The organism is Ornithinibacillus halophilus (genome assembly GCF_900129485.1).
Taxonomy (GTDB): Bacteria; Bacillota; Bacilli; order Bacillales; family Amphibacillaceae; genus Ornithinibacillus; species Ornithinibacillus halophilus.
In genome coordinates, this window is record NZ_FQVW01000001.1 from 52,343 (window position 1) to 78,721 (window position 26,379).

General features: G+C 35.1%; 25 protein-coding genes and 1 other annotated feature. Of the genes, 24 read left to right on the forward strand and 1 reads right to left on the reverse strand.

Features of this window, described 5'->3' with window-relative positions:
- The first annotated feature begins 20 nt into the window (after positions 1–20).
- The 23 genes from ftsA to BUB12_RS00390 all read left to right on the forward strand — a co-directional run bounded on the left by ftsA (position 21) and on the right by BUB12_RS00390 (position 21,537).
- Positions 21–1,304, forward strand: a complete 1,284-nt coding sequence (gene ftsA, locus BUB12_RS00280) for a cell division protein FtsA (RefSeq protein WP_072886791.1) — start codon at positions 21–23, stop codon at positions 1,302–1,304.
- Between the two features lie 68 nt (positions 1,305–1,372).
- Positions 1,373–2,503 (forward strand): cell division protein FtsZ, encoded by a 1,131-nt coding sequence (gene ftsZ / locus BUB12_RS00285; protein WP_072886793.1) that lies wholly within the window; start codon positions 1,373–1,375, stop codon positions 2,501–2,503.
- 284 nt (positions 2,504–2,787) lie between these two features.
- Positions 2,788–3,708 (forward strand): sigma-E processing peptidase SpoIIGA, encoded by a 921-nt coding sequence (spoIIGA, locus tag BUB12_RS00290; protein ID WP_072886794.1) that lies wholly within the window; start codon positions 2,788–2,790, stop codon positions 3,706–3,708.
- Positions 3,709–3,727: 19 nt separating this feature from the next.
- Positions 3,728–4,447, forward strand: coding sequence for an RNA polymerase sporulation sigma factor SigE (gene sigE, locus BUB12_RS00295; protein WP_072886795.1), 720 nt, complete (start codon positions 3,728–3,730; stop codon positions 4,445–4,447).
- A 120-nt stretch (positions 4,448–4,567) separates the two neighbouring features.
- Positions 4,568–5,347, forward strand: a complete 780-nt coding sequence (sigG, locus tag BUB12_RS00300) for an RNA polymerase sporulation sigma factor SigG (RefSeq protein ID WP_072886796.1) — start codon at positions 4,568–4,570, stop codon at positions 5,345–5,347.
- A gap of 134 nt (positions 5,348–5,481) precedes the next feature.
- Positions 5,482–5,742: a YlmC/YmxH family sporulation protein gene (locus BUB12_RS00305; RefSeq protein WP_072886798.1), complete on the forward strand. Its 261-nt coding sequence runs from the start codon at positions 5,482–5,484 to the stop codon at positions 5,740–5,742.
- Between the two features lie 64 nt (positions 5,743–5,806).
- Complete coding sequence (gene pgeF / locus BUB12_RS00310; RefSeq protein WP_072886800.1) at positions 5,807–6,616, forward strand: peptidoglycan editing factor PgeF; 810 nt, start codon at positions 5,807–5,809, stop codon at positions 6,614–6,616.
- A gap of 29 nt (positions 6,617–6,645) precedes the next feature.
- Positions 6,646–7,323 (forward strand): YggS family pyridoxal phosphate-dependent enzyme, encoded by a 678-nt coding sequence (locus tag BUB12_RS00315; protein ID WP_200800999.1) that lies wholly within the window; start codon positions 6,646–6,648, stop codon positions 7,321–7,323.
- 30 nt (positions 7,324–7,353) lie between these two features.
- Positions 7,354–7,782, forward strand: a complete 429-nt coding sequence (locus BUB12_RS00320; RefSeq protein ID WP_072886804.1) for a cell division protein SepF — start codon at positions 7,354–7,356, stop codon at positions 7,780–7,782.
- Between the two features lie 3 nt (positions 7,783–7,785).
- Positions 7,786–8,049, forward strand: coding sequence for a YggT family protein (locus tag BUB12_RS00325; protein WP_072886806.1), 264 nt, complete (start codon positions 7,786–7,788; stop codon positions 8,047–8,049).
- A 12-nt stretch (positions 8,050–8,061) separates the two neighbouring features.
- A complete protein-coding gene (locus tag BUB12_RS00330; protein WP_072886808.1) occupies positions 8,062–8,841 on the forward strand; it encodes a YlmH family RNA-binding protein in 780 nt (259 codons plus the stop codon).
- Between the two features lie 111 nt (positions 8,842–8,952).
- Positions 8,953–9,456 carry a DivIVA domain-containing protein gene (locus BUB12_RS00335; protein WP_072886809.1) on the forward strand — a complete coding sequence of 168 codons (504 nt, stop codon included), beginning with the start codon at positions 8,953–8,955 and terminating at the stop codon, positions 9,454–9,456.
- 57 nt (positions 9,457–9,513) lie between these two features.
- Positions 9,514–9,735, forward strand: a binding site (T-box leader).
- Positions 9,736–10,019: 284 nt separating this feature from the next.
- Positions 10,020–12,776 carry an isoleucine--tRNA ligase gene (ileS, locus tag BUB12_RS00340; protein WP_072886811.1) on the forward strand — a complete coding sequence of 919 codons (2,757 nt, stop codon included), beginning with the start codon at positions 10,020–10,022 and terminating at the stop codon, positions 12,774–12,776.
- A 118-nt stretch (positions 12,777–12,894) separates the two neighbouring features.
- Positions 12,895–13,365, forward strand: a complete 471-nt coding sequence (lspA, locus tag BUB12_RS00345; RefSeq protein ID WP_072886813.1) for a signal peptidase II — start codon at positions 12,895–12,897, stop codon at positions 13,363–13,365.
- On the forward strand, positions 13,362–14,261 hold the full coding sequence (locus tag BUB12_RS00350; RefSeq protein WP_072886815.1) for an RluA family pseudouridine synthase: 900 nt from the start codon (positions 13,362–13,364) through the stop codon (positions 14,259–14,261). The genes lspA and BUB12_RS00350 overlap by 4 nt, the downstream gene beginning before the upstream one ends.
- A 191-nt stretch (positions 14,262–14,452) precedes the next feature.
- A complete protein-coding gene (pyrR, locus tag BUB12_RS00355; RefSeq protein ID WP_072886817.1) occupies positions 14,453–14,995 on the forward strand; it encodes a bifunctional pyr operon transcriptional regulator/uracil phosphoribosyltransferase PyrR in 543 nt (180 codons plus the stop codon).
- A gap of 246 nt (positions 14,996–15,241) precedes the next feature.
- A complete protein-coding gene (locus BUB12_RS00360; RefSeq protein ID WP_072886819.1) occupies positions 15,242–16,162 on the forward strand; it encodes an aspartate carbamoyltransferase catalytic subunit in 921 nt (306 codons plus the stop codon).
- Positions 16,122–17,405: a dihydroorotase gene (locus BUB12_RS00365; protein ID WP_072886821.1), complete on the forward strand. Its 1,284-nt coding sequence runs from the start codon at positions 16,122–16,124 to the stop codon at positions 17,403–17,405. Before BUB12_RS00360 ends, BUB12_RS00365 begins: the two co-directional genes overlap by 41 nt.
- Before the next feature lie 86 nt (positions 17,406–17,491).
- Entirely contained in the window at positions 17,492–18,244 is a 753-nt protein-coding gene (locus BUB12_RS00370) for a dihydroorotate dehydrogenase electron transfer subunit (RefSeq protein WP_072886823.1), read from the forward strand.
- Positions 18,244–19,164, forward strand: coding sequence for a dihydroorotate dehydrogenase (locus BUB12_RS00375; RefSeq protein ID WP_072887666.1), 921 nt, complete (start codon positions 18,244–18,246; stop codon positions 19,162–19,164). The genes BUB12_RS00370 and BUB12_RS00375 overlap by 1 nt, the downstream gene beginning before the upstream one ends.
- Positions 19,161–19,862, forward strand: coding sequence for an orotidine-5'-phosphate decarboxylase (gene pyrF / locus BUB12_RS00380; protein WP_072886825.1), 702 nt, complete (start codon positions 19,161–19,163; stop codon positions 19,860–19,862). The genes BUB12_RS00375 and pyrF overlap by 4 nt, the downstream gene beginning before the upstream one ends.
- Before the next feature lie 2 nt (positions 19,863–19,864).
- Positions 19,865–20,473 carry an orotate phosphoribosyltransferase gene (gene pyrE / locus BUB12_RS00385; RefSeq protein ID WP_072886827.1) on the forward strand — a complete coding sequence of 203 codons (609 nt, stop codon included), beginning with the start codon at positions 19,865–19,867 and terminating at the stop codon, positions 20,471–20,473.
- Between the two features lie 203 nt (positions 20,474–20,676).
- Positions 20,677–21,537 carry a LysR family transcriptional regulator gene (locus BUB12_RS00390; protein ID WP_072886829.1) on the forward strand — a complete coding sequence of 287 codons (861 nt, stop codon included), beginning with the start codon at positions 20,677–20,679 and terminating at the stop codon, positions 21,535–21,537.
- Between the two features lie 55 nt (positions 21,538–21,592).
- Here BUB12_RS00390 and BUB12_RS00395 read toward each other — a convergent pair whose 3' ends face one another.
- On the reverse strand, positions 21,593–23,296 hold the full coding sequence (locus BUB12_RS00395) for an Rqc2 family fibronectin-binding protein (protein WP_072886831.1): 1,704 nt from the start codon (positions 23,294–23,296) through the stop codon (positions 21,593–21,595).
- A 191-nt stretch (positions 23,297–23,487) separates the two neighbouring features.
- Here BUB12_RS00395 and BUB12_RS00400 point away from each other — a divergent pair, with 191 nt between their 5' ends.
- Entirely contained in the window at positions 23,488–26,145 is a 2,658-nt protein-coding gene (locus tag BUB12_RS00400) for a calcium-translocating P-type ATPase, SERCA-type (protein ID WP_072886833.1), read from the forward strand.
- The last annotated feature ends 234 nt before the right edge of the window (positions 26,146–26,379 follow it).

Here is a 26,379-nt window from a genome sequence, read left to right on the forward strand (position 1 = left end):
CAATTAGGAGGTGCCTTTCGTTGAACAACAGTGATATACTAGTAAGTCTTGATATAGGTACAGCAAATATTAAAGTAATCATTGGCGAAGTAATGAATGACTCACTAAATATAATTGGTGTTGGTACTGCAAAATCCAATGGAATGAAAAAAGGTGCCATTGTTGACATTGATCAAACTGTCCATTCAATAAGAAATGCTGTAGAACAAGCAGAACGAATGGTTGGTATGCAAATTGATAGTGTTGTAGTAGGTATAAGTGGAAATCATATTCAATTACAACCGTGCCATGGAGTAGTAGCAGTTCAGAGTGATAACAGAGAAATTACAGATGATGATGTAAAACGTGTAATCGACGGAGCACAAGTGGTGTCGATTCCACCAGAAAGAGAGATTATTGATGTTATTCCTAAACAATTTATTGTGGATGGGTTAGATGAAATTACTGATCCAAGAGGGATGATTGGTGTTCGTTTAGAAATGGAAGGTACAATTATTACATGTTCAAAAACGGTATTACATAATACGTTGAAATGTGTAGAACGAGCAAACCTACAAGTCTCTGATATTTGTTTACAACCACTTGCTGCAGGTACTGTAGCTCTATCTAAGGATGAAAAGAACTTAGGTGTGGCATTAATTGATATTGGTGGAGGTTGTTCAACGGTATCCATTTTCGAAAATGACCATCTAGTATCTACAAGTGTAGTTCCACTTGGTGGAGACAATATTACAAAAGATTTATCGATTGGATTAAGAACTACAACAGAGGAAGCAGAAGAAATTAAAATTAATCATGGACATGCTTTTTACGATCTAGCTCAAGAAGATGAAGTATTTGATGCTACGATAATTGGTAGTAATGCAAAACAAACTTACACTCAATTAGAAATAGCTGACATGATTGAAGCAAGGTTAGAGGAAATCTATGCTTTCGCTGAAAGAGAAATAAGAAAAATGGGATACCAGCAATTACCAGGTGGATATGTTTTAACTGGTGGTACAATGAAGATGCCTGGAGTTTTAGAATTAGCCCAAGACCTATTTCAATCCAATATTCGAATTGCCATTCCTGATTACATAGGTGTTCGTGAAGCACAATTTACAGCAGGAGTTGGAATTCTACAATTCGCTTATCATAATGCTAAAATTCAAGGAAAAGATCTATTTCCTGCTGTTATTGAAAATACAGCAGAGCCAAAACCAAAACGTGTAAAGAAACAACAGACAAAAACAAAAGAAACACAAGATGGGAATAAAAAAGAATCTGGAATCGCTAATTTCTTTAAATATTTCTTTGATTAAATGAGCGTTCCCACATGAATATTTAGCTTCTAGAAATCTTGTAATTTGCATATTAGGAGGAACGAAGTATGTTAGAGTTTGATACAAATATGGACCAACTAGCCACAATAAAAGTTATTGGTGTTGGTGGCGGAGGTAATAACGCTGTAAACCGAATGATTGAACATGGGGTTGAAGGTGTTGAATTTATTGCTGTTAATACAGATGCACAGGCCTTAAATCTATCAAAAGCTGAAATCAAATTACAAATTGGTAATAAGCTGACTCGTGGATTGGGTGCTGGTGCTAATCCAGAAGTGGGTAAAAAAGCAGCTGAAGAAAGTAAAGAACAGTTAGAAGAAGTACTACAAGGTGCTGACATGATCTTTGTTACTGCTGGTATGGGTGGTGGAACTGGTACAGGTGCTGCTCCTGTTATTGCACAAATTGCTAAAGATCTTGGGGCTTTAACGGTAGGTGTAGTTACACGACCATTCTCTTTTGAGGGAAGAAGACGTTCTACACAAGCGGTATCTGGAATCGATTCACTTAAAAATAATGTGGATACATTGATTGTAATTCCGAATGATAGATTGTTAGAAATTGTTGACAAAAATACACCTATGCTTGAAGCATTCCGTGAAGCAGATAACGTTTTACGTCAAGGTGTTCAAGGTATTTCTGATTTAATTGCTAAACCAGGATTAATTAACGTTGACTTTGCAGATGTTAAAACGATCATGTTTGATAAAGGGTCAGCATTAATGGGAATTGGTGTTGCAACTGGTGAAAGTCGTGCAACGGAAGCTGCTAAAAAGGCTATCTCATCTCCACTATTGGAAACTTCCATTGATGGTGCACATGGCATCCTAATGAACATTACTGGTGGCATGAATTTAAGTCTTTACGAGGTACAAGAAGCTGCTGATTTAGTAACTAATGCTGCTGATGAAGAAGTTAACGTTATCTTTGGTTCTGTCATTAATGAAGACTTAAAAGACGAAATCGTCGTTACTGTTATAGCTACAGGTTTTGATGAAGTTAAACAGGCACAACAAGCACCAAGACAACGTCCGGTCATTAATAACAATCAACATGCTGCTACAAAAGAACCAGAAGTGAGGGAAAGAGAAAATAGCCAACAACAACGCCCTAAACAAGAAGAGGATACGTTGGACATCCCTACTTTTTTAAGAAATAGAAATAGAAATCGTCGATAGATCAATCAAGAAAAAAACAATGAAGAATCCGAGCTTTGATTCAGAATTCTATTATTAGAATTTGAATCAGTTCGGATTTTTTGTCGTTTATAATGATTTTTCTTCTCAATAACTGTAAATTTTTCGTACGACAAACAATTCAATAACTAGTTGAAATTAGCACTTTTATGCATACAAGAAGTGACAGACTTCGCTCATTAGTTAGGATATACTTTGTCTACAGTTAAATATTTCCCTATTAATTCTCGATTTTCTTTGAATTTGTTCTAGGAAGGTAGAGTGATTTGAGTATTTATCTCGATTTAATTTGGTTGTTAAACTTTTTACTCGATATGATGTTGCTCATGCTCACGCAAGTACTGGCACGAGAAATCACGAGTAAAAAAAGAATTGCATTTGGTGCTTTGATAGCTTCTCTTATTGTTCCAATTACACTATATTTTCCAGACTCATTTATTAATACCTTCGTGGGAAAATTGCTTTATTCAGTAGTCATTATATTATCTACTTTTGGCTTTCATTCACTAAATCGGATTATTAAGCAATTGTTTTTATTTTACTTCACTTCGTTTTCAGTCGGAGGTGGTTTGCTAGCTGTACATTTTTTATTGCAAAATCCGATTGCCATATCGTCTAATAGTTTTCTTACCTTTAGTAGTGGTTATGGTGACCCAGTAAGTTGGTTATTTGTTGCAATAGGGTTTCCTTGTGCTTGGATATTTACAAAGAGTCGTATGGACAAGCACGCTGAAGGAAAGATTCGTTATGATCAATTTTATCCAGTTTCTGTTTCCATTAAAGGCGAAACGTTTGAAACAACCGGTTATATTGATAGCGGCAATCATTTAGTTGATCCACTTACAAAAAAACCGGTTATTATCTGTGATGAATCTTTTCTTAAAAAATGGTTTACAGAAGAAGATTGGAAAATATTCAAGACAGCAACTGAGACATTAGATATGGAAGGTTTACCAGAAAAATGGAAGAATGACTTGCAACTAATCCCTTATCAAGGAGTAGGGGGAGCTAGTGACTTTTTATTTGCAATAAAACCAGATCAGATATTGGTACAGTATGAAGGAGAAAGAATTATTACTTCCAAAGTATTAATTGGAGTCCAATTTTCGGTACTCACCAAAGACCAAAGCTATCATTGCTTACTTCAACCACAGATTATAAAATTAGCTGCTGTCCAATCAGCATGAATTAAAGGAGCGATATATCTTGAAATTAGTTCGATTAAAGTTTCGTTTATGGTGGTATAGACTATTAATAAAACTCGGAATCAAATCTGAAGAGATTTATTATATAGGAGGTAGTGAAGCTTTACCACCTCCGCTTTCAAAAGAGGAAGAAAAAGAATTATTAGAGTTATTACCAAAAGGAGATCGTTCTGCAAGGGCAGTTCTAATTGAACGAAACTTACGTCTTGTCGTTTACATAGCTCGTAAGTTTGAAAATACTGGGATCAATATAGAGGATTTAATAAGTATAGGTACAATTGGACTTATTAAAGCCGTTAATACGTTTAATCCTGAAAAGAAGATTAAATTAGCGACTTATGCCTCAAGATGTATAGAAAATGAAATTTTAATGTATTTACGACGCAATAATAAAATAAAATCCGAAATTTCTTTTGATGAACCGTTAAATATTGATTGGGATGGAAACGAATTATTATTATCAGATGTACTGGGGACCGAAGAAGATATTATTACTAAAAATCTTGAAACAAAGGTAGATAAACATTTGCTTCAAAATGCATTGTCTCAACTAAATGATCGAGAGAAACAAATTATGGAATTGCGTTTTGGATTGGTAGGGGAAGAAGAAAAAACACAAAAAGATGTAGCAGATATGTTAGGCATATCACAATCCTACATTTCTCGTTTAGAAAAGAAGATTATTCGTCGATTAAAAAAAGAATTTAATAAAATGGTTTAGTCCTTATCTCATGGGAATTAACGGATGATTTTGGTACTTTATCCATAAATCACATTGCATAAAATCCCTCTCAAGAGGAGATACTGTCCATGAACAGCATCTCCAACGGGAGGGTAGAGAATGACTAGACATAAAGTGGTTATTTGTGGTGTGGATACATCCAAATTGCCAGTCCTAAAGAATGAAGAAATGCGTAAGCTTTTTGTAAAAATGCAGGAAGGTGATTTATCTGCAAGAGAGGAATTAGTTAATGGAAACCTACGTTTAGTATTAAGTGTTATTCAACGGTTTAATAATCGTGGTGAATACGTTGATGACTTATTTCAAGTAGGTTGTATTGGTCTTATGAAATCCATTGATAATTTTGATTTAAGCCACAATGTAAGATTCTCTACGTACGCAGTTCCAATGATCATTGGAGAAATTAGAAGGTATCTAAGAGATAATAATCCTATTAGAGTCTCTCGGTCACTTCGAGATATTGCGTACAAGGCACTTCAAGTAAGAGAAAAATTGGTGAATAAAACATCAAAAGAACCTACACCAATGGAAATCGCAGAGGAAATGGGTGTTCCGCATTCAGATGTGGTATTTGCAATGGATGCAATACAGGACCCGGTCTCGTTATTTGAACCAATTTATAATGATGGTGGCGATCCGATTTATGTGATGGATCAAATTAGTGATGACAAGGACAAGGATGAGACATGGGTAGACAAGCTCTCCTTAAAAGAAGGCATGGTTCGATTAAACGAACGTGAAAAAATGATTCTAAATAAGCGATTCTTTCAAGGGAAAACACAGATGGAGGTTGCTGATGAAATTGGTATTTCCCAAGCACAAGTTTCGCGTTTAGAGAAAGCAGCAATTAGTCAAATGAATAAGCAAATGTTTGAATAATAAAATTAAATAGATACTTAAACAAAAAGAGATCAATCGATGGATTGGTCTCTTTTTTATTATCCTTTTTCAAAATATTTAACTGATATGAACGAGTTATTTGCATATATATGTTACAAAGGTGGTGAAAGTGAATGGTTAAATTGTCGGAGCTCCAAGTTAAGGAAATTATTGTAATTAATGATGGCAGAAGGCTAGGTCACATTTCCGATCTTGAAATCGATCCTGATAAAGGACGGATTATTGCTTTAATCGTTTATGGAAGAGAGAAAAAAGGTGGATTTTTTGGCAAGCCCGATGAAATTATGATTTACTGGGAGCAAATTGTAACAATTGGTTCCGAAGTAATTCTTGTACGTGATGTTGTTAGCCCCAATCTTTATATAGAAGGTTAGATAATAAGGACGTATTCAGGTAAATATGGTAAAATAAGAAAATGAACTGATGGAGGAAAAATTTATGAATGAACCTTTTCAACTAGAAGACAATCTATACCTGACTATTAATAAGTGGAAGCAGTCTAATCCTAATTTAAAAGTTGGTTTTACGACTAGAAATGGTGGTGTAAGTAAACCACCACGCCATTCTCTTAATCTAGGGTTACATGTACATGACCATCAAGAAGATGTTCTGTCAAACCGTCGACTTCTGGCAGATAAAATAGAGATGCCATTAGATAATTGGGTATCTGGTCAGCAAGTTCACGACACGAAGGTTCTACATGTTAATGCTAAAAATAAAGGAAGCGGTGCCAGTTCATACGATACTTCTTTATCAGGAATAGATGGGATCATAACGAAAGATAAAGGAATATTATGCACCGCTTTTTACGCAGATTGTGTTCCAATATTCTTTTTTGATCCAGTAAGTGAATATATCGGTATTGCCCATGCTGGTTGGAAGGGCACAGTACAGCAAATTTCTCGAAAAATGGTAGAGGCGTTTAAAAAACAAAATGTACGAGTAGAAAATTTGGAAATAGTGATTGGACCTTCAATATCTAAAGATAAATATGTCGTGGATCATAACGTCATACAACATATTGACGAAAAATATATGAAAAAAACCGTGAAATCAATCGGAGAAAATCAATACTTATTAAATTTAAAGCAATTAAATGCCGAAATTCTTTTACAATCAGGTGTACTTCGTAATAATATAGATATAACTCAATATTGTACATATACACATGATTCCTTATTTTTTTCCCATCGTAGAGATAAAGGAAAAACGGGAAGAATGCTTGGATTTATAGGATTTTCTGAATAGCTTTTTAAATAGGAGGAGAACTGGTAATAATGGATGTAGCAACCAATTTAAAAAATATTCAACAAAATATACAAGAAGCTTGTAATAATTCAAATCGTGACCCTAACGACATTAACATAATAGGAGTTACCAAATATGTTACAATAGAACGAACAAAGGAAGCTATTGAAGCAGGTCTTACAGACCTAGGTGAAAATCGTATGGAAGGGTTCCTTGAAAAATATACAAGCATTAATGAAGAAGTGAATTGGCATTTTATAGGTACTCTGCAATCTAGAAAAGTAAAAGAAGTTATTGATAAGGTTGATTACATACACTCTCTTGATCGACTTTCTTTAGCAAAAGAAATAGACAAGCGTGCCAATAAACCTATTAATTGTTTTATTCAACTTAACGTAAGTGGAGAAGAATCGAAACACGGCTTAGCACCTGCTGAATTATCCTCATTTTTAACAAATCTTGAAAAGTATAAAAATGTGCGTGTTGTTGGCTTAATGACAATGGCGCCACATACTGATAATCATGATGAAATAAGAAACGTTTTTAAAAATTTAGCAGCACTTCGAGATGAAGTACAATCTAAGAAATTAGCTTATGCCCCTTGTGAATTTCTATCCATGGGAATGAGCAATGATTATGAAATCGCCATTGAAGAGGGCGCAACCCATATCCGTATTGGTTCAAAATTAGTAGGAGACAATGAATAAAAATTATCGCAATTAGAGTGAGGTGGGAACGTGAGTATTAAAAACAAATTAAAAACGCTATTTTCAGTAGAAGACGAGTATGAATACATAGAAGAAGAGTTAGAAGTTACAGAACCAACGAAAAAGCAAGAAAAGAAAAAGGGAAATGTTGTAAATTTAACTAGTATTGAAAAGTCATCATCAAAGGTTGTGTTGTGTGAACCACGTTCCTTTGGAGAAGTACAAGAAATTGCCGACCATATCGTTAATCGTAGAGCAGTAGTGATCAACTTGCAAAGGATTGAACATTATGAAGCAATTAAGATTGTCGATTTTCTCAGTGGAACCATCTATGCGGTAAATGGCAACATGCAAAAACTAGGTAGCCAGACTTTCCTATGTGCACCGGATAATGTGGATGTGTCGGGTACAATTTCAGAAGCATACATAGATGATGAAGATTATAGTAAAGGATGGTAGCTTATGGTATTACTTTATGAAATTTTAGATACAGCTTTATATATTTATAGCCTTGGACTAATTATTTACATTTTTATGTCTTGGTTTCCTGGTGCAAGGGAGTCTGCTTTTGGTAATTTCTTAACAAAAATTTGTGAGCCGTATTTGGAACCTTTTCGAAAAATTATCCCTCCACTTGGTATGATTGATTTATCTCCAATTGTAGCAATTATTGTGGTTCATTTGGCCAGAAATGGTTTATTTGAACTGTTTAGAATGCTAGTTTAGTGAGGATTATTGATGGATATTTACCAACATTTTCGGAAGGACGAGCATGAATTTATTGATCAAGTCCTATCTTGGAAAGAAGAAGTAGAGCGAAGTTTTCAGAGACGGCTAACCAATTTTTTAGATCCTAGGCAACAACAAATACTTGAAGACGTAATAGGTTCTACTAATGACGAAATACAAATTAAATTCTTTGGTGGTGGACAATACTCGGAAAGAAGGCGTGCAATAATCGCGCCTTATTATGAAGAAATTGAAATAGTAGATTTTCAATTAGCATTAATCCAAGCTTCATATAATGTTAAGTTTATTTCCTTAGCACATCGTGATATTATGGGAGCATTTTTATCTTTAGGATTAAAAAGAGAAAAACTTGGAGATATATACGTAGATAATGGTATCATTCAAATCATTATGGCAGATGAGATATCTTCTTACGTATTAACGAACCTTACTGGGATTAAACGGGCAAACTTAACCTTTGAAGAAAAACCATTATCTAATTTCACAGAAAAAGAACCTGAATGGATTGAAACGGATAAGACTGTCTCCTCATTAAGATTAGATGCTCTAATCAAAGAGATTTATAATGTTTCTCGTAAAGATGCAACTGAATTTATAAAGAAAAAATTTGTTAAAGTGAACTTTAAAGTAGTGGAAGATGCGAAGTTTACCCTTCAAGAAAACGATATAATCTCCTTAAGAGGAAAAGGTAGGAGTAAATTCGTTCACTATAATGGTACAACTAAGAAAGACAAGCTTCGAATAACAATTGCAAAATTACAGGATTAGAAAATATAAAAAAGTTTGTATTCATTGCAGGAATTACAAGAGTTTTGTCGAATGATATCATATAATAACAATTTTAGTTCCGATTATAACAAATTATGAGGAGGTGGCCTTGTGCCATTAACACCATTGGATATTCATAATAAAGAGTTTACAAAAAGTTTTCGTGGATATGATGAAGATGAAGTAAATGAGTTTTTAGATCAAGTGATTAAAGATTACGAGATAGTAATAAGAGAAAAGAAAGACTTAGAAGAAACAGTTCAACAACTAAATGAAAAACTTAGCCATTTCTCTAATATTGAAGGTACACTGAATAAATCTATTCTTATTGCTCAAGAAGCTGCGGAAGAATTGAAAGGAAATGCATCGAAGGAATCCAAGCTTATTATTAAAGAAGCAGAAAAGAATGCAGATCGAATTGTAAACGACGCTTTATCTAAATCCCGCCAAGTATCACTAGAAGTTGAAGAACTTAAGAAGCAAGCAAAAGTATTTAGAACACGTCTAAAAATGCTTGTTGAGGCTCAATTGGATATGTTGAGTACGGATGATTGGGATGAACTTTTCGATGTTGAAATCGGAGAAGAAATGGAATTAGCTGAAAATAATTCATAAACCTTGACGTTTAGTGAAATATTACATATAATGCTTACATTAGAATTGAATTATTTAAACAAAACGATGATAGAGACAGTATAAAAGTATCCCCTGTAACACAGCGAGTCAGGAAATGGTGGAAGCCTGACACAGGCACTTTTAGAAGATCACTCTTGAGTTTCCATTCGAATCTTCTAGTAGAAATGGACGTCTGTTCACGTTACGAATATCGAGTGAATTTAAAATGTTCTATTTTAAATTTATAAGGGTGGTACCGCGAGTTCTCTCGTCCCTTTTGGGATGAATGAGAGCTTTTTTATTTTATTAGCCTTTTCTTTAGTTAGGTGTGCTTTGACTACACGCTATCTTATCGCTACGGAAATACACTTCGCTTTCCGTGGGCGGCTGGTGAGCCTCCTCGGACTATCGTCCTGTGGGGTCTCACCTATGCCTTTGCTCCCACAGGAGTCTACGTGTATTTCCTCCGCTGATTTAACTAAAATTCAAGATCTACTGTTGTTACTTAGAAGGCAATTATTATTGAGAACATCTATATTTAAATTTGAAGGAGGAAGTGTGGCATGGATTATAAAGAAACATTACTTATGCCTAAGACAGAGTTTCCAATGCGTGGAAATTTACCTAATAAAGAACCTAAACGTCAAGAAAAATGGGATAGCGAGAAATTGTATGAAAAAGTTCTAAAAAGAACAGAAGGTAGACCATTATTTGTGTTACATGATGGACCACCATATGCAAACGGGGACCTTCATATTGGTCACGCACTAAATAAGATTCTAAAAGATTTTATTACACGTTATAAGTCTATGACTGGATATCATGCACCATATGTACCAGGATGGGATACTCATGGATTACCAATTGAAGCAGCACTGACTAAAAACAAAAAAATAGACCGTAAAAAAATGACAATTGCTGAATTTAGACAAAAATGTGCTGAATATGCTATGGGACAATTGAACAATCAACGTACACAATTTAAACAATTAGGGGTACGTGGTGATTGGGATAATCCTTATATCACGTTAACAAAAGATTATGAGTCTGCTCAAATTAAAGTCTTTGGTGAAATGGCTAAGAAGGGTTACATCTATAAAGGCTTAAAACCTGTTTACTGGTCACCTTCATCAGAATCAGCTCTTGCAGAAGCAGAAATTGAATACCAAGATAAACGTTCACCTTCTATTTATGTTGCATTTGATGTAACTGATGGTAAAGATGTTATTGAAAATGGTTCGAAAATTATAATCTGGACAACAACACCATGGACAATTCCAGCGAACTTAGGTATTAGCTTACATCCTGAATTAAACTATGTCGTGGTTCAAGTTAATGGAGAAAAATTTGTATTAGCAGAAGCTCTCTTAGAAGAAGTTTCTAAAGAACTAGAGTGGGAAAATGTAGAAGTAGTTAAAACGTTTAAAGGGGAAGAGGCAGACCGTGTTGTCGCGAAGCATCCTTTCTATGAACGTGAATCATTAGTAATGTTAGGAGATCACGTTACTACCGATGCTGGTACAGGGTGTGTTCATACAGCACCAGGACACGGGGAAGACGACTTCTATATTTCAAAACGTTACGGACTAGAAGTATTATGTCCTGTTGATGAGAAAGGTGTATTTACTGAGCAGGCACCTGGTTTTGAAGGGATGTTCTATGACAAAGCAAATAAAGAGATTACAGAAAAGCTGGAAGAAGTTGGCGCATTATTAAAGCTAACGTTTATTACACACTCTTATCCACATGACTGGAGAACGAAGAAGCCGACAATTTTCCGTGCTACTGCACAATGGTTCGCATCCATTAAGGACTTCCGTCAAGACATTCTAAATGAAATCAAAGAAGTTAATTGGTACCCTTCATGGGGTGAAACAAGGTTATACAATATGGTACGTGACCGTGAAGACTGGTGTATTTCTAGACAGCGTACATGGGGTGTTCCAATTCCAGTATTTTATGGTGAAGACGGCACACCGATCATTACAGATGAAACAATTGAACATGTATCTAATCTATTTGCTGAACATGGTTCAAATGTTTGGTTTGAAAGAGAAGCGAAAGACTTATTACCAGAAGGATTTACTTCTGAACATAGTCCAAATGGCAAGTTCACAAAAGAAACAGACATTATGGATGTATGGTTTGACTCAGGATCATCGCATGAAGGTGTATTAACACAAAGAGAAGGTCACAGACGTCCAGCAGATGTTTATCTTGAAGGAAGTGACCAATATCGTGGTTGGTTTAACTCGTCATTATCAACATCAGTTGCTGTGACAGGAAAAGCACCTTATAAGAATATTGTTAGTCATGGATTTGTATTAGACGGCAATGGACGCAAGATGAGTAAATCACTTGGTAATGTCATTCTTCCAAGCAAAGTGTTAAAACAATTAGGTGCTGATATTTTACGTCTATGGGTTGCTTCAGTAGACTATCAGGCAGATGTACGTATCTCTGATGATATCTTGAAACAAACATCTGAATCTTATCGTAAAATCAGAAATACATTCCGATTTATGTTAGCAAATCTTTCTGATTTTAATCCTGAAACAGACCGTGTTGCAGAAAGCGATATGCAAGAGGTAGACCGTTACATGCTTCACCGCCTACAAGCACTAGTGAAGGACGTACGTGATAGCTATGAGCGATTTGAATTTTCACCTATTTTCCATCGTATCCATAATTTCTGCGCCGACGATCTAAGCTCATTCTACTTAGACTTTGCAAAAGATATCTTATATATCGAGGCTAAAGATAATGCTAGACGTAGAAGTATTCAAACAGGTTATTATGAGATCTTAACAACATTAGTTAAATTGTTAACACCTATTATTCCACATACAGCTGAAGAAGTTTGGGAGCACATTCCTGGTGTGGAGGAAGAAAGTGTACAATTAACTGATATACCTGAACCTAGAGTAGTAGCAGGATTTGAAGGCTTAGAAGAAAAATGGAATCACTTCATGCTAATTCGTGATGATGTATTAAAAGCATTAGAAGAAGCTCGTAATGAAAAAGTAATTGGAAAATCATTAGAAGCTAAGATCACAGTTGTACCAAAAGATGAACAAACTAAAGAAGTTTTAAATGAAATTCAAGATGTACATCAACTTCTAATTGTTTCAGAAGCAGTTGTGGCAGATTCTAGTGAACAAGGAAAAGAATATCGTTATGTAGATATTGCCGTAGAAAAACATACTGGCGAAACATGTGATCGTTGCTGGGTATCTTCTGATACAGTTGGTAACAATGAAAACCATCCAACACTATGTACGCGATGTGCAGATGTGGTTGAAGAGCATTACACAAATTAACACTATAGAAAAAAGTCCTCCAATTGGGGGATTTTTTTCTTCTACAACATATGAGGTTTTTCTTGTTACTTTATGGTAAAATCAAGTAGGATATTGAATTAGAATCGGAGGACAAAGCATGCTTTTATATTACATAATCGCTCTAATAATTATTGGGATAGATCAATTTACCAAGTGGTTAGTTGTTAAGAATATGGAATTGTACGAACAAATTATTTTAATTGAAAACTTCTTCTCACTTACTTCACATCGGAATAGTGGAGCTGCATGGGGAATTTTACAAAATCAAATGGTATTCTTTTATATCGTTACGGTCATTGTAATAATAGGTCTAGTTTTTTACATGCAAAAGTATGGTAAAGATAGTAAATTATTAGCTCTTGCCCTTAGTTTTATTCTAGGTGGTGCAATTGGTAACTTTATCGATCGGTTATTACACCAAGAGGTCGTTGATTTCTTTGATTTTATTATCTTTGGATATGATTTTCCTATCTTTAACATTGCTGACTCCGCTCTTGTAATTGGAGTAGGATTAGTTATTATAGCTACTATTTTGGATGAGATGAATAAGAAGGAGAAAGCAAAATGACTGTATACGTAGTAGAAGAACAGAATTCTAAAAAAAGGATTGATAAATTGTTATCCGATATCAATCCAGACCAATCGCGTTCCCAGGTACAAGACTGGATTTCAAAAGGTTTAGTAACGGTTAATGGGAATGTTGTGAAAGCTAATCATAAATGTCATCTAGGAGATAAAGTGGAATGGAGCATTCCTGAGGTTCAACCATTAGAAATAGAAGCAGAAAATATTCCATTAGATGTCGTGTATGAGGATAGTGACGTTATTGTTGTAAATAAACCTAAAGGGATGGTTGTTCATCCATCTGTTGGGCATCCGAATGGAACTTTGGTGAACGCTCTTTTATATCACTGCGATGATTTGTCGGGGATTAATGGGGTGGAGCGACCTGGAATTGTCCATCGGATTGACAAAGATACCAGTGGTTTATTAGTTGCAGCAAAAAATGATGTAGCACATAAACGTTTAGCCGACCAATTATCTAATAAAACGATTGAAAGAAGATACGAAGCACTTGTTCATGGAGTAATTGAACATGATACAGGGATGATTGATGCACCAATTGGAAGAGATCCTAAAGATAGACAAAGGATGGGTATCGTTGAAAACGGAAGAAATGCTATTACTCATTTTCGCGTTATCAAACGTTATCAAAAATACACGCATGTCGAATGTCAGTTAGAAACCGGTAGAACACACCAAATTCGTGTCCATATGAGATATATAGGGTTTCCATTAGTAGGTGATCCAAAATACGGACCTAGAAAAACGTTAGATACAAACGGACAAGCATTACATGCAAAAGTACTTGGATTCAAACATCCAAAAACGAATGAAGAATTGTATTTTGAAGTAGAGCCACCGGCATATTTTAATGATTTATTAGGAACATTAGATTTATAAGAAAATATACCAAATTAAGTGTTGACAGCATAGTACATTTCTGAAATAATGTAATAAATTAATAGGAACCTTTAACATAGTCCTGTGAGGCTAAAAGGTACGGATACTTAACTGTTAGGTATAGTCTATCTAAACCCTTTTTTCCTCATGGAGAAAAGGGTTTTTATCGTAGTAAGTTTAGGAGTGAAAAAATGAAAAAGAAAACCGAGGTATTAGATCAATCTGCTATGAATCGAGCATTAACTCGAATAGCACATGAAATATTAGAGAAAAACAAGGGTGGAGAAGATATCGTAATAGTTGGTATTAAGACTAGAGGGGTTCCACTTGCAGAAAGATTACAAGAAAAAATAAAAAATATTGAAGATCTAGAAGTACCGATTGGAGAATTAGATATTACGTTATACCGTGATGACTTAGAAAAAGCAGTTGAAGCAAATGAACCTGAATTAAAGGATACTAAAATTCATACGGATGTAACTGACAAAAAAGTGATTTTAGTAGATGATGTGCTTTATACAGGGAGAACGGTTAGGGCAGCCATGGATGCAGTAATGGATATTGGTAGACCATCACAAATACAATTAGCGGTATTAGTGGATAGAGGACACCGTGAATTACCAATACGAGCTGATTATGTAGGAAAAAATATTCCAACTTCTGATAAAGAGATTATCGTGGTACAACTACAAGAGATAGATGACCTCGATCAAGTCTCTATATATGAAAAATAAATAAAGATAGACCTTTAATTAAATCCAGAGAGATTTTCAAGGTCGTTTGAAGATAAACGTGTATTAATTCTGCACGTCTACCTCTTTACGACCAAAAATCGTAAAGAGGTTTTTTTATGCAAAAAGGTCGATGAAGGTTCTCAATCAGTGCCCATTAGTAAGGGACTACAGAATACCTGCTATATAGTATCTAAGTTTATCTTGCACCAACTAGGATTAGGTTTTTAATAAAAGGGGGAATTAAATGTGAAGCATTTTTTGTCAGTTAACCAATTCTCAGTGGATGAAATTCTATCAATCTTAGAAACAGCATCCAATTACAAAAAAGGTTATTTCCCAATCCAAAAACAGATTTTTGCTGCAAACTTATTTTACGAACCTAGCACAAGAACAACAATGAGCTTTAATGTAGCCCAAAGGAAATTAGGCTTTGACGTACTTGATTTTTCTGTTGATACGTCGAGTGTTCAGAAAGGTGAATCTTTATATGACACCGTTAAGACGTTTGAGGCAATTGGTGCAAATATACTAATAGTTCGTCATCAAGATGATCACTGGTATGAAGAATTACACTCAAAATTATCAATTCCATTAATCAATGCAGGAGCAGGCAAAGCCGAACACCCAACACAATGTATGCTTGATCTACTCACTATTTATGAGGAGTTTGAAACCTTTAAAGGAATCAATGTAGCTATTTGTGGAGATATCAAGCATAGTAGGGTGGCAAAATCGAATGCTGATGCATTAAAACGATTAGGTGCAAATGTATATTTTAGTGCGGTGCCTGGCTTTGAAGATGAGACGTTACCTTATCCATACCTATCAATGAATGACGCAGTGCAGACTTGCGATGTAGTTATGCTATTAAGAATTCAACATGAACGACATATGTATGCCACAACAAATGAATGCTATTTAACGCATTACGGACTGACAGATTCTAGGGAAAAGCTAATGAAAAAACATGCAATAATAATGCATCCTGCACCGGTTAATAGAAATATTGAGATTGCTAGTAATTTAGTAGAGTCTAAGAAATCTAGAATATTTAAGCAAATGACTAATGGAGTTTATGTGCGTATGGCAATTATGACACAGCTATTAAAAGAATGGGGGATTATCAATGAGGTTATTATTAAAGAATGCGAACCGATTGTTACCTAATGGTAAACTACAAAAATGTGATGTGTTTATTGAAGATGGGGTAGTAAAAAGGATTGATGTAAATTTAAACGAAGCAGCCGATAAAATCATTGAATGTCATCAACAATTATTAATTCCTGGATTGATTGATGTCCACATCCATTTACGTGAACCTGGAGGAGAACATAAAGAAACGATAAAATCGGGAACATTAGCAGCTGCCAGGGGTGGTTTTACAACAGTGTGCGCAATGCCAAATACTAATCCGGTCCCAGACCAAGTTGAGGTAATTCAAGAACTAGAGAGAAAAATAAAATCGGATGCCGTCGTTAGAGTATTACCGTATGTAGCCATTACAAAGGGTCTACAAGGTGAGGAATTAGTAGACATTGAAAACTTATCCAAGGAGGGAATATTTGCTTTCACTGATGATGGGGTAGGTATTCAATCAGCAGATGTTATGTATCGTGCAATGAAGAAAGCTGCTTCAAGTGGTAAAGCAATTGTTGCTCATTGCGAAGATAATTCTATTGTTTATGGTGGGGTAGTGCATGACGGGAATGTGAGCAAAAGATTAAATCTTCCTGGTATCCCGTCGTTAAGTGAATCCGTTCAAATTGCAAGAGATGTATTGTTAGCAGAAGCAACAGGTTGTCATTATCATGTTTGTCATGTAAGTACGAAAGAATCAGTAAGGGTTATTAGAGATGCAAAAAGAGCTGGAATTCATGTTACTGCTGAGGTGAGTCCACACCATTTACTTTTAAATGAAAATGATATTAAAGATAATGATGCCAACTTCAAAATGAACCCACCACTACGAAGTGTAAAAGATCAAAAGGCATTATTAGAAGGAATTTTAGACGGGACAATTGATTTTATTGCAACAGATCATGCTCCACATACAGAAGAAGAAAAAGCAGTAGGAATGCTTGATTCACCATTTGGTATTGTCGGTTTAGAGACGGCATTTTCCTTACTATATACAAATTTAGTTAAAACTGAAAAAGTAAGCCTAAATCAATTGGTCGATTGGCTAACTATAAAACCAGCAGAAGTTTTCCAATTACCTTATGGACGATTAGAAGAAGGAAAATTAGCCGATTTAACTCTTATTAATTTAGATAAAACTTATAAGATTCATAAGGATACATTTGATTCTAAAGGAAAAAATACACCATTTCACGATTGGGATGTTTTTGGCAAACCTGTTTTAACGATAGTGGAAGGAAAGGTTGTATTTGAGGAAGAGCTTCATGGTTAAGCACCAAGTAGTGTTGGGAGATGGTGCTATTTTTATCGGGTAGGGTTTGGGAGTATTCTAATAACAAATAAAGAGGTTGTTGTTCAATGATTAGAAGAGAAACAGTAATGATAAAAAATAGTTTGGATATTGCAGCTGATACGGTTGAAATGACTCTACATAATTCTTATTTGAGTAAAAATGCTATTCCAGGACAATTTTTACACATACTTGTGGAAGGACATACGTTAAGAAGACCTATCTCAATAGCTGATGTTAATAATGAAGAAGAAACGATAACAATCATCTTCAAAAAGTTGGGTTCAGGAACGAAGTGTCTATCAGCCTATGAAATTGGAATGACATTGGATGTACTTGGACCTAATGGAAATGGATTTTTACTTGAATCAAAGGATTCTACTTTACTTCTTGTAGGTGGTGGAGTAGGGGTTCCACCACTTCATTATCTTGGAAAAAAGGCATCTGAAAAAGGAGTTGAGGTTGTTTCAATATTAGGCTTCCAAAACAAAGAAAGTGTATTCTATGAAGAAAAATTTAAACAGTTTGGTAAAACAATTGTTGTTACAAATGATGGTTCTTATGGTGAAAGAGGTTATGTGACTGATTTTGTACAAACAATAGGTCCATTTGATTCCTATTATTCTTGTGGACCAGCACCAATGTTACATGCTCTAACAAAAAAACTCGAAGGACACCGTGGCTACATCTCATTAGAAGAGAGAATGACTTGTGGAATTGGTGCGTGTTTTGCATGTGTTATTCCAACAAGCGATCAGTTAAGTTATCGTAAAATCTGTGCCGATGGTCCAGTATTCTCTGCAAAGGAGGTTGTTTTATGATGGATTTGTCCGTACAGTTGCCTGGCTTACAACTCAAAAATCCAATTATGCCTGCCTCAGGATGTTTCGGCTTTGGAAAAGAATATAGTCAATTTTATGACTTGAGTAAATTAGGAGCAATAATAATGAAGGCTGCAACAGGGGAAGAAAGATATGGTAACGAAACACCCAGAGTAGCAGAAACACCATCAGGTATGCTAAATGCCATAGGATTGCAAAACCCTGGTGTGCAAAAAATAATCGAAAATGAAGTACCTTTTTTAGCGAATTATGATACATCCATTATTGCTAATATTTCGGGTAGTTCTATTGAAGAATATCAATTTGTTGCATCTAGCTTTAACCAAACAGCTGATGTTCATGCTATCGAATTAAATATCTCTTGCCCAAATGTTAAAGAGGGTGGTATTCAATTTGGAACAGACCCACTCATGGCAGCTAGAGTAACAGAAATAGTTAAGAGTGTTAGCGACTTACCAGTATATGTGAAATTATCTCCAAACGTTTCAAATATCAAAACAATTGCTAAAGCAGTGGAATCTGCAGGTGCTGACGGATTATCCATGATCAACACATTAACTGGAATGCAGATTCATTTACCGACTAAAATGCCGGTACTAGCTAATCAAACCGGTGGCTTATCTGGACCTGCTATAAAGCCAATAGCAATTCGGATGATTTATGAAGTGAAACAGCAAATCTCTATACCAATAATTGGTATGGGTGGTATATCAAATGCAGAGGATGTATTAGAATTCTTGTTGGCTGGTGCAGATGCTGTTGCAGTAGGTACAGCAAATTTCCAAAATCCATTTATTTGCTCTGAAATTATTGATGATTTACCTACTGTTTTACAAAAATATGGATTCTCTTCTGTTCAAGATGTTGCAAGCTTTGCTAAAAGAGGTGTTACTATATGAGTACTTCTATCTTTATAGCATTAGATTTTCCAGATTGGAAACAAACAAAACAATTCATTGATAACAATGATTTACAGGGTGTTCCGGTAAAAGTAGGAATGGAATTGTTTTATCGTGAAGGTCCAGCAGTAATTGAAAAACTAAAGGAAAATAATCATCCTATTTTTCTTGATCTAAAATTACACGATATTCCTACTACGGTACAAAAAGCTATGAAAAACATTGCCTCTTTGGGGGTGGATATGGTAAATGTTCATGCAATGGGTGGAGCTGAAATGATACGTGCTGCCAAAGAGGGATTGTTGACAGGAACAGGTTTCAACGAGACAAAACTAATTGCTGTAACGATATTAACTTCAATGGATGAAGAAATAACAAAGAGGCAGTTACGACTTCCTGGGAGTGTACAAGACAATGTCGTCTATTTTTCTGAACTTGCTTATAACAATGGAGCTGATGGTGTCGTATGTTCGGTTCATGAAGTGCAACAATTTAAGAAGACGTGTAACAAAAGTTTTCTTACCATTACCCCCGGTATCCGGTTGATAGATTCTCTTAATGATGATCAAAAGCGTGTAGCAACACCAAGTTTTGCAAGAGAAAACGGATCAGACTACTTAGTAATAGGGCGTAGCATTACTCAATCCAAAGAACCTTATCAGGCATACCAACGGGCACTAAAAGAATGGGGGAATTAACGATGGAAGCTAATTTAGAAAGGGATTTATTAGCGATAAAGGCGGTACAGATTAACCCAGAGAATTATTTTACGTGGACTTCGGGTATAAAATCTCCAATATACTGTGATAATCGTTTAACAATGTCTTATCCTGAAATTCGCAACAAGATTACACAATCGTTTATTCAATTAATCAATTCGATGGATGAAAAACCGGATGTAATAGCAGGATGTGCAACTGCGGGTATTCCACATGCTGCTTGGCTGTCTGAAAAAATGAATCTACCAATGATATATATACGTTCTAAACCAAAAGGACATGGGAAAGGGAATCAAATAGAAGGGCATTATCACAGAGGGCAAAAAGTAATTGTCATAGAAGATTTAATCTCAACTGGTGGATCAGCCATAGTATCAGCGAATGTCTTAATAGATGAGGGGTTGCATGTAATCGGTGTCTATTCAATTTTTACATATGGATTAGAAATTGCTAATCAAAATTTCAAAAAAGAAAACTTAAGCTACCAAAGTCTCGCAAACTATGACCAGTTGTTGAACGTGTTATTAAAAGATAATCAGATTGATCATACTACTAAAGAAAAACTAACCCAGTGGCGAGACCAACTATAAGTCTCTCCATAATTATTGACCGGTAAATATACCTTACTGGTCAATTTTTCTTCAGTAAGTTTCCCTAGAGATTAACCTTATCTTCCCCCAAGAATCTCATTCTTTCCTAGAATTATTGCTACAATTAAGATATAATAAATAAGTAAAATATTAGTATTTTGTTTTATTTGATAATTAATACTTATCGCGCGGGGAAGGTTTTTATGAAAATAGATGATTATGAATTATTAATTCGATTGAATGAGATTGGTACGATTCGTGGTACAGCTAAGGCCGTTTTAATTTCACAACCAGCTGTTACACAACGTTTGAAATATATTGAAGAATACTTTGGAGAAAAAATATTTATTCGAACATCAAAAAGTCTACTATTGACTCCTAGTGGGGAAATTATTATTAACCATGCAAAAAAAGTGTTAGAACAGGAAGCAGCGTTAAAGGATAAACTTTCTCAATCGAGTGAAGAGGTCCAGGGAACACTATCCATTGCATGTTCCTCATTAATTAGTCAGCGATTTTTGCCAGCAATATTAGGTGAGTTCACGCAGAAATTTCCTAAAGTTACGGTTGATTTAGTCACTGGAATTAGTGAAGATATTAAAAGTCAACATAAGGATTATCATGTTTGTATAATTCGAGGAGAAAAATTAAAAGGATCGACATGTGAACGACTATTTGATGATCCTTTGTATATTTTTGATACGGAGGAGTTTCCTAGTGATTCCGTAAAGGAGCGCCCATTAATTTCTTTCAAAAGTGATGATAGTATGCACGAGCTTGTAGACCATTGGCTATATCATCATCAACATGAGATAAAGCCGATTAAAACGATTAGGGTTGATCAGATCGAGACTTGTAAGCAGTTTATGAAACAAGGGATTGGTATGGCTGTATTACCTGAGAGTGTCTCTGACTCTATGAAAGAAGATTATCCTAACATTCCGCTAACGTTAAATGGTGATGCGGTTACGAGAGATACTTGGGTATGTTATCAAGAAGGAATTCGTAAATTGCCACAAGTAGATGAATTTATAAATATATTAACTAGTAAATCATTCGTTTAATAGATTTTGAATTTAAAAAGGCGCTCCACAGCAAAAAAATGTGGGGCGCCTTTTGTTATTTCTTTAGTTGTTCTACTTTGTCTTTGGTTGGAGTTACAAAAATTGTTTTTTGGTTTTCATATGTTACAAAGCCTGGTTTTGCCCCATTAGGTTTCTTCACATGCCGTATCTTAGTATAATCTACAGGAACGGAGGAAGATTGACTAGATTTACTATAATAAGCAGCTAATTGGGCTGCTTCTAAAATGGTTTCAACACTTGGATCTTTTTCCCGTATTACAACATGTGAGCCAGGGATATCCTTTGTATGTAACCAAATATCATCTCGATGAGCCAATTTCATCGTTACATATTCATTCTGTTTATTATTTTTACCTACTAAAATGATCGTTCCATCGGAAGCTACAAATTGTTCCGGTTTTGGTTTAGTTGGTTTGTTCTTTTTCTTTTGGGTTCTTTGTTTTTTTAAGTAGCCTTCTTCACGTAGTTCTTCTCTAATTTCTTCGACGTCTTCTACGCTAGCTTTATCGATATGCTGCAATAATTGCTCTAGATAATTAATTTCTTCTTCCGCTTTAACCATTTCTCTTTCCACTACTTGTTTTGAAGTTTTTAGTTTTTGGTAAGTTTTAAAAAACGATTGTGCATTTTCGCTAGGTGTTTTATTAGGGTTTAATTCAATGGTTAAATTGCTTTGATTAGGATCGTAATAATCAGTTACGGTAATTGAAGTATCGCCCTGTTTTATTAAGTGCATATGGGCAGTTAATAATTCACCCATCTTTTGAAATTTTTCAGCATCGTCTGCTTTTAATAAAGTTTTTTTATGTTTCTTTAATTTTCTTAGATTTTTATCTCGTTCATTTTTAATTAATCGATATAAATCTTTTGCCTGCTGCTTTACTCGATCCCGTTCCGCCTTACCTGAATAGAATTGATCCAACATCTCATTTACAGATTGGAATTCGATGACTTCCCCTTTGAAAGTAGTAATTGGGAATACGTGAAAGTCCTCTTTAGTATTTCGGTAAATGGCAGGTTGATATGATTGACTTGCTAATTGCTCTTGAAATGATTTAAAAGTCTTTTTGTATGTATCTTGTGAACCTAGCTTAGAACGGGTCATCAGTTCATTCGCAATAAAGGGAGATATCCCGTCAAGCATGGCTACAATTTGTTTATCTAGTTTTCCAGCATTAAAGTCTAGCTTTTTTATATATGTTTCTTCATCAATAATTAGAGGATTCAGTTTATCCTGACTAGGCGGTAGGATATACTCTGATCCTGGTAAAATTGTACGGTGTCGATTCTGGGCCATGGAAACATGTTTCAGACTATCAATAATATGACCTTTTTCTCCATCAACGAGCATGACATTACTATGCTTACCCATCAATTCAATAATTAGTTTTTTGGTTGTTTCATCACCAATTTCATTTCTAGTTTTAATGGAAAAAGTAATGATTCGTTCCATGCCACTTTGTTCAATCGATTCGATAATAGCTCCTGAAATATGCTTTCGCATTACCATACAGAACATCGGAGGAGTTTTTGGATTTTGATAGGTATCATCCGTTAAATGTAATCGCGCATATGTAGGATGGATTGAAAATAACAAACTGTGATTCTTTCCTTGACTACGTACAGTTAAAACAAGTTCTGTTTCTGTTGGTTGATATATTTTATTTATTTTTCCTGGTATTAATAATTCACTTAATTCTTCTGTTACTGCCTTCGTAACTATTCCGTCAAATGGCATCGTACTCACCTCATATTTATTATAGCATTTTTTTACTGTGTCCTGCATAGATATCCATTAAGAGAGTGGACAAGTATTATAGGTTAAGAAAGTACTTATTACCTTCTTATCTATCTATATGTGTCTAGGCTAACCCGACAAAATGTAGGAGTGATAGCCAAGTTATGTAAGATATTTTGGAGGAATGCGATGTGAAAAAGTGGTATCAGTTAGATGTTGAACGGTTAGAACAAAAGCTTCATGTATCCTCGAATAAAGGATTATCTACCAAACAAGTAGAGAAAAGGAGAAAACAATACGGTGAAAACGTACTAGAAGCAGAAAAAGATACACCAAAATGGTTAATCTTTCTAAAACAATTTCAAGATTTTATGGTCATTGTTCTTCTAGCAGCAACTTTAATCGCAGGTATGTTAGGTGAGTTTGTTGATGCTATTGCAATTATGATCATTGTTTTGGTAAATGGATTTATTGGTTTTTTCCAAGAACAAAAAGCAGAGAAGTCCTTAGATAAATTAAAAGAATTGTCTGCACCAATGGCTTATGTATTGAGAGAAAAAACATGGGAAAAAATTAACTCAAGAAATTTAGTAGTTGGTGATGTCATAAAGGTTAATAGTGGGGACAGAATTCCAGCAGATATTCGAATTGTACAAGCTAATAACCTTGAAACGGAGGAATCTGCTCTAACTGGAGAATCACTCCCAGTAATGAAACATGCCTCAGCTATTCATAGAGATGACTTGGATGCTCAAGATCAAGTAAATATGGGGTTTATGGGGACACTGGTTACACGTGGTTCAGGTTTAGGAATTGTTGTTGGAACAGGCATGAACACCGTTATGGGACAAATTGCTTCCTTAATGACAAACACGAAAAAGGTTCCTACACCACTGGAGAGAAAGCTTGCAGAATTAGGTAAAATATTAATTGTTATCGCCATTTTATTAACAATTTTAGTAGTAGGACTTGGGGTCATGCAAGGACATCCAGTGTATAATATGTTTTTAGCAGGTGTATCTTTAGCTGTTGCTGCTATTCCAGAAGGGTTACCAGCAATCGTAACAGTTGCATTATCATTAGGTGTACAACGAATGATTCGCAAAAAAGCAATTGTTCGTAAATTATCTGCAGTTGAAACATTAGGATGCGCTTCTGTAATTTGTTCTGATAAGACTGGAACAATGACAGAAAATCAGATGACAGTAAAAGAAATGTACTTGAATGGAAAGATGCTAGAAGTAACTGGTGATGGATATAACATTCACGGTGACTTTTTAATAAATAATCAGAGAGTTAATGAAAACTATACCAATTTAGAATCGATGCTTTTATATGGAATGCTTTGTAACAATGCTTCTCTTCAGGTGAAAAGGGGAAAATATTTTGTTGAAGGTGACCCAACCGATGGCGCTCTTATAATAGCTGCTAGAAAGTTTGGATTAAAGCCTGTTGCTGGGGAAAACTTTCGTATAGTGAAAGAAATTCCCTTCGATTCAGATAGAAAACGTATGAGTGTCATTGTAGAAGATGATAATCAAATGCGCTTTTTAATTACAAAAGGTGCACCGGATGTACTTTTACCTCGTACAACGTATTTAATGGACGAGGAAGGACGTCGGATCTTAAAGCCAAACGACAAAGATAAGATTGAACAAGCTGTTAACTCTATGGCTGATAAGGCGTTACGAACGATAGCGATAAGTATGAAGCCACTTTCTAAAGAAGATTCCATGGATGATCATTTTTTAGAAAAGGATTTAACATTTATTGGTTTGTATGGAATGATTGATCCACCTAGAAAAGAAGTAAAACCTGCAATTGAAGAATGTAGACAAGCAGGGATAAAGACAGTAATGATTACTGGAGACCATGTTAAAACTGCTACAGCCATTGCCAAGAGATTAAACCTACTTCCAGACGATGGTTTAGTTCTTGAGGGTCACGAATTAAACAAAATGTCTGTTGAAGAATTGGAAGACATAATAGAGGATGTTTATGTGTTTGCTCGTGTAACTCCGGAACATAAATTGAAAATCGTAAAAGCTTTCCAAGAAAATGGTCATGTTGTAGCGATGACAGGGGATGGAGTAAATGATGCTCCAGCGATTAAAGCGAGTGATATAGGAATAAGTATGGGGATTAGTGGCACAGATGTCACAAAAGAAGCATCATCTCTTGTACTAATGGATGACAACTTTGCTACGATAAAAGCAGCAATAAAAGAAGGTCGAAATATCTATGAAAATATTCGTAAGTTTATTCGATATTTGTTAGCTTCGAATGTTGGTGAAATTTTAGTCATGTTATTTGCAATGCTTTTAGGCATGCCTTTACCATTAGTTCCGGTACAAATCTTATGGGTGAACTTAGTAACTGACGGTCTTCCTGCAATGGCTTTGGGGTTAGATAAGCCAGAAGATGACGTTATGAAAAGGAGTCCTAGAAATCCTAGAGAAGGTATTTTTGCTAGAGGTCTAGGTTTCAAAATTATCAGTAGAGGTATCCTAATTGGACTCGTTACGTTAATTGCATTCATGCTAGCCTACCAAAATAATCCTAGTAACCTAATTTATGCACAGACAATGGCATTCACAACATTAGTAATGGCTCAATTGATACATGTTTTTGACTGTAGAAGTGAAAATTCTGTGTTTGATAGGAATCCTTTTGAAAATATCTATCTAGTTTTAGCCGTTATATCGTCCATTCTATTATTATTAGTTGTTATCTATTGGCCTCCATTACAGCCTATTTTCCATACGACGTTCCTAGGTCTTCGTGATTGGATGTTAATTATCGGATTAGCTGCAATGCCAACCGTATTATTTGGCTTCACTAAAAAGTAAATTTGATATGTTTGATGAAATAGCCTCCTTTAAATATTTCTAAGGGAGGCTATTTCTGTTATAATAGGTATGTTCAGTTACTTTATTTACATAAATTTTAAACGTTAACGTCAGCAATCTTTGAAAGAAAGTATAAAGTTATCTATACTAAACTTTTGTTCTTATTCAAAGATAAGAATGTATAAAATTTTAGAGATGTCTAGCTCCGAGCGCCTGCGACTAGCGAAGGAACTA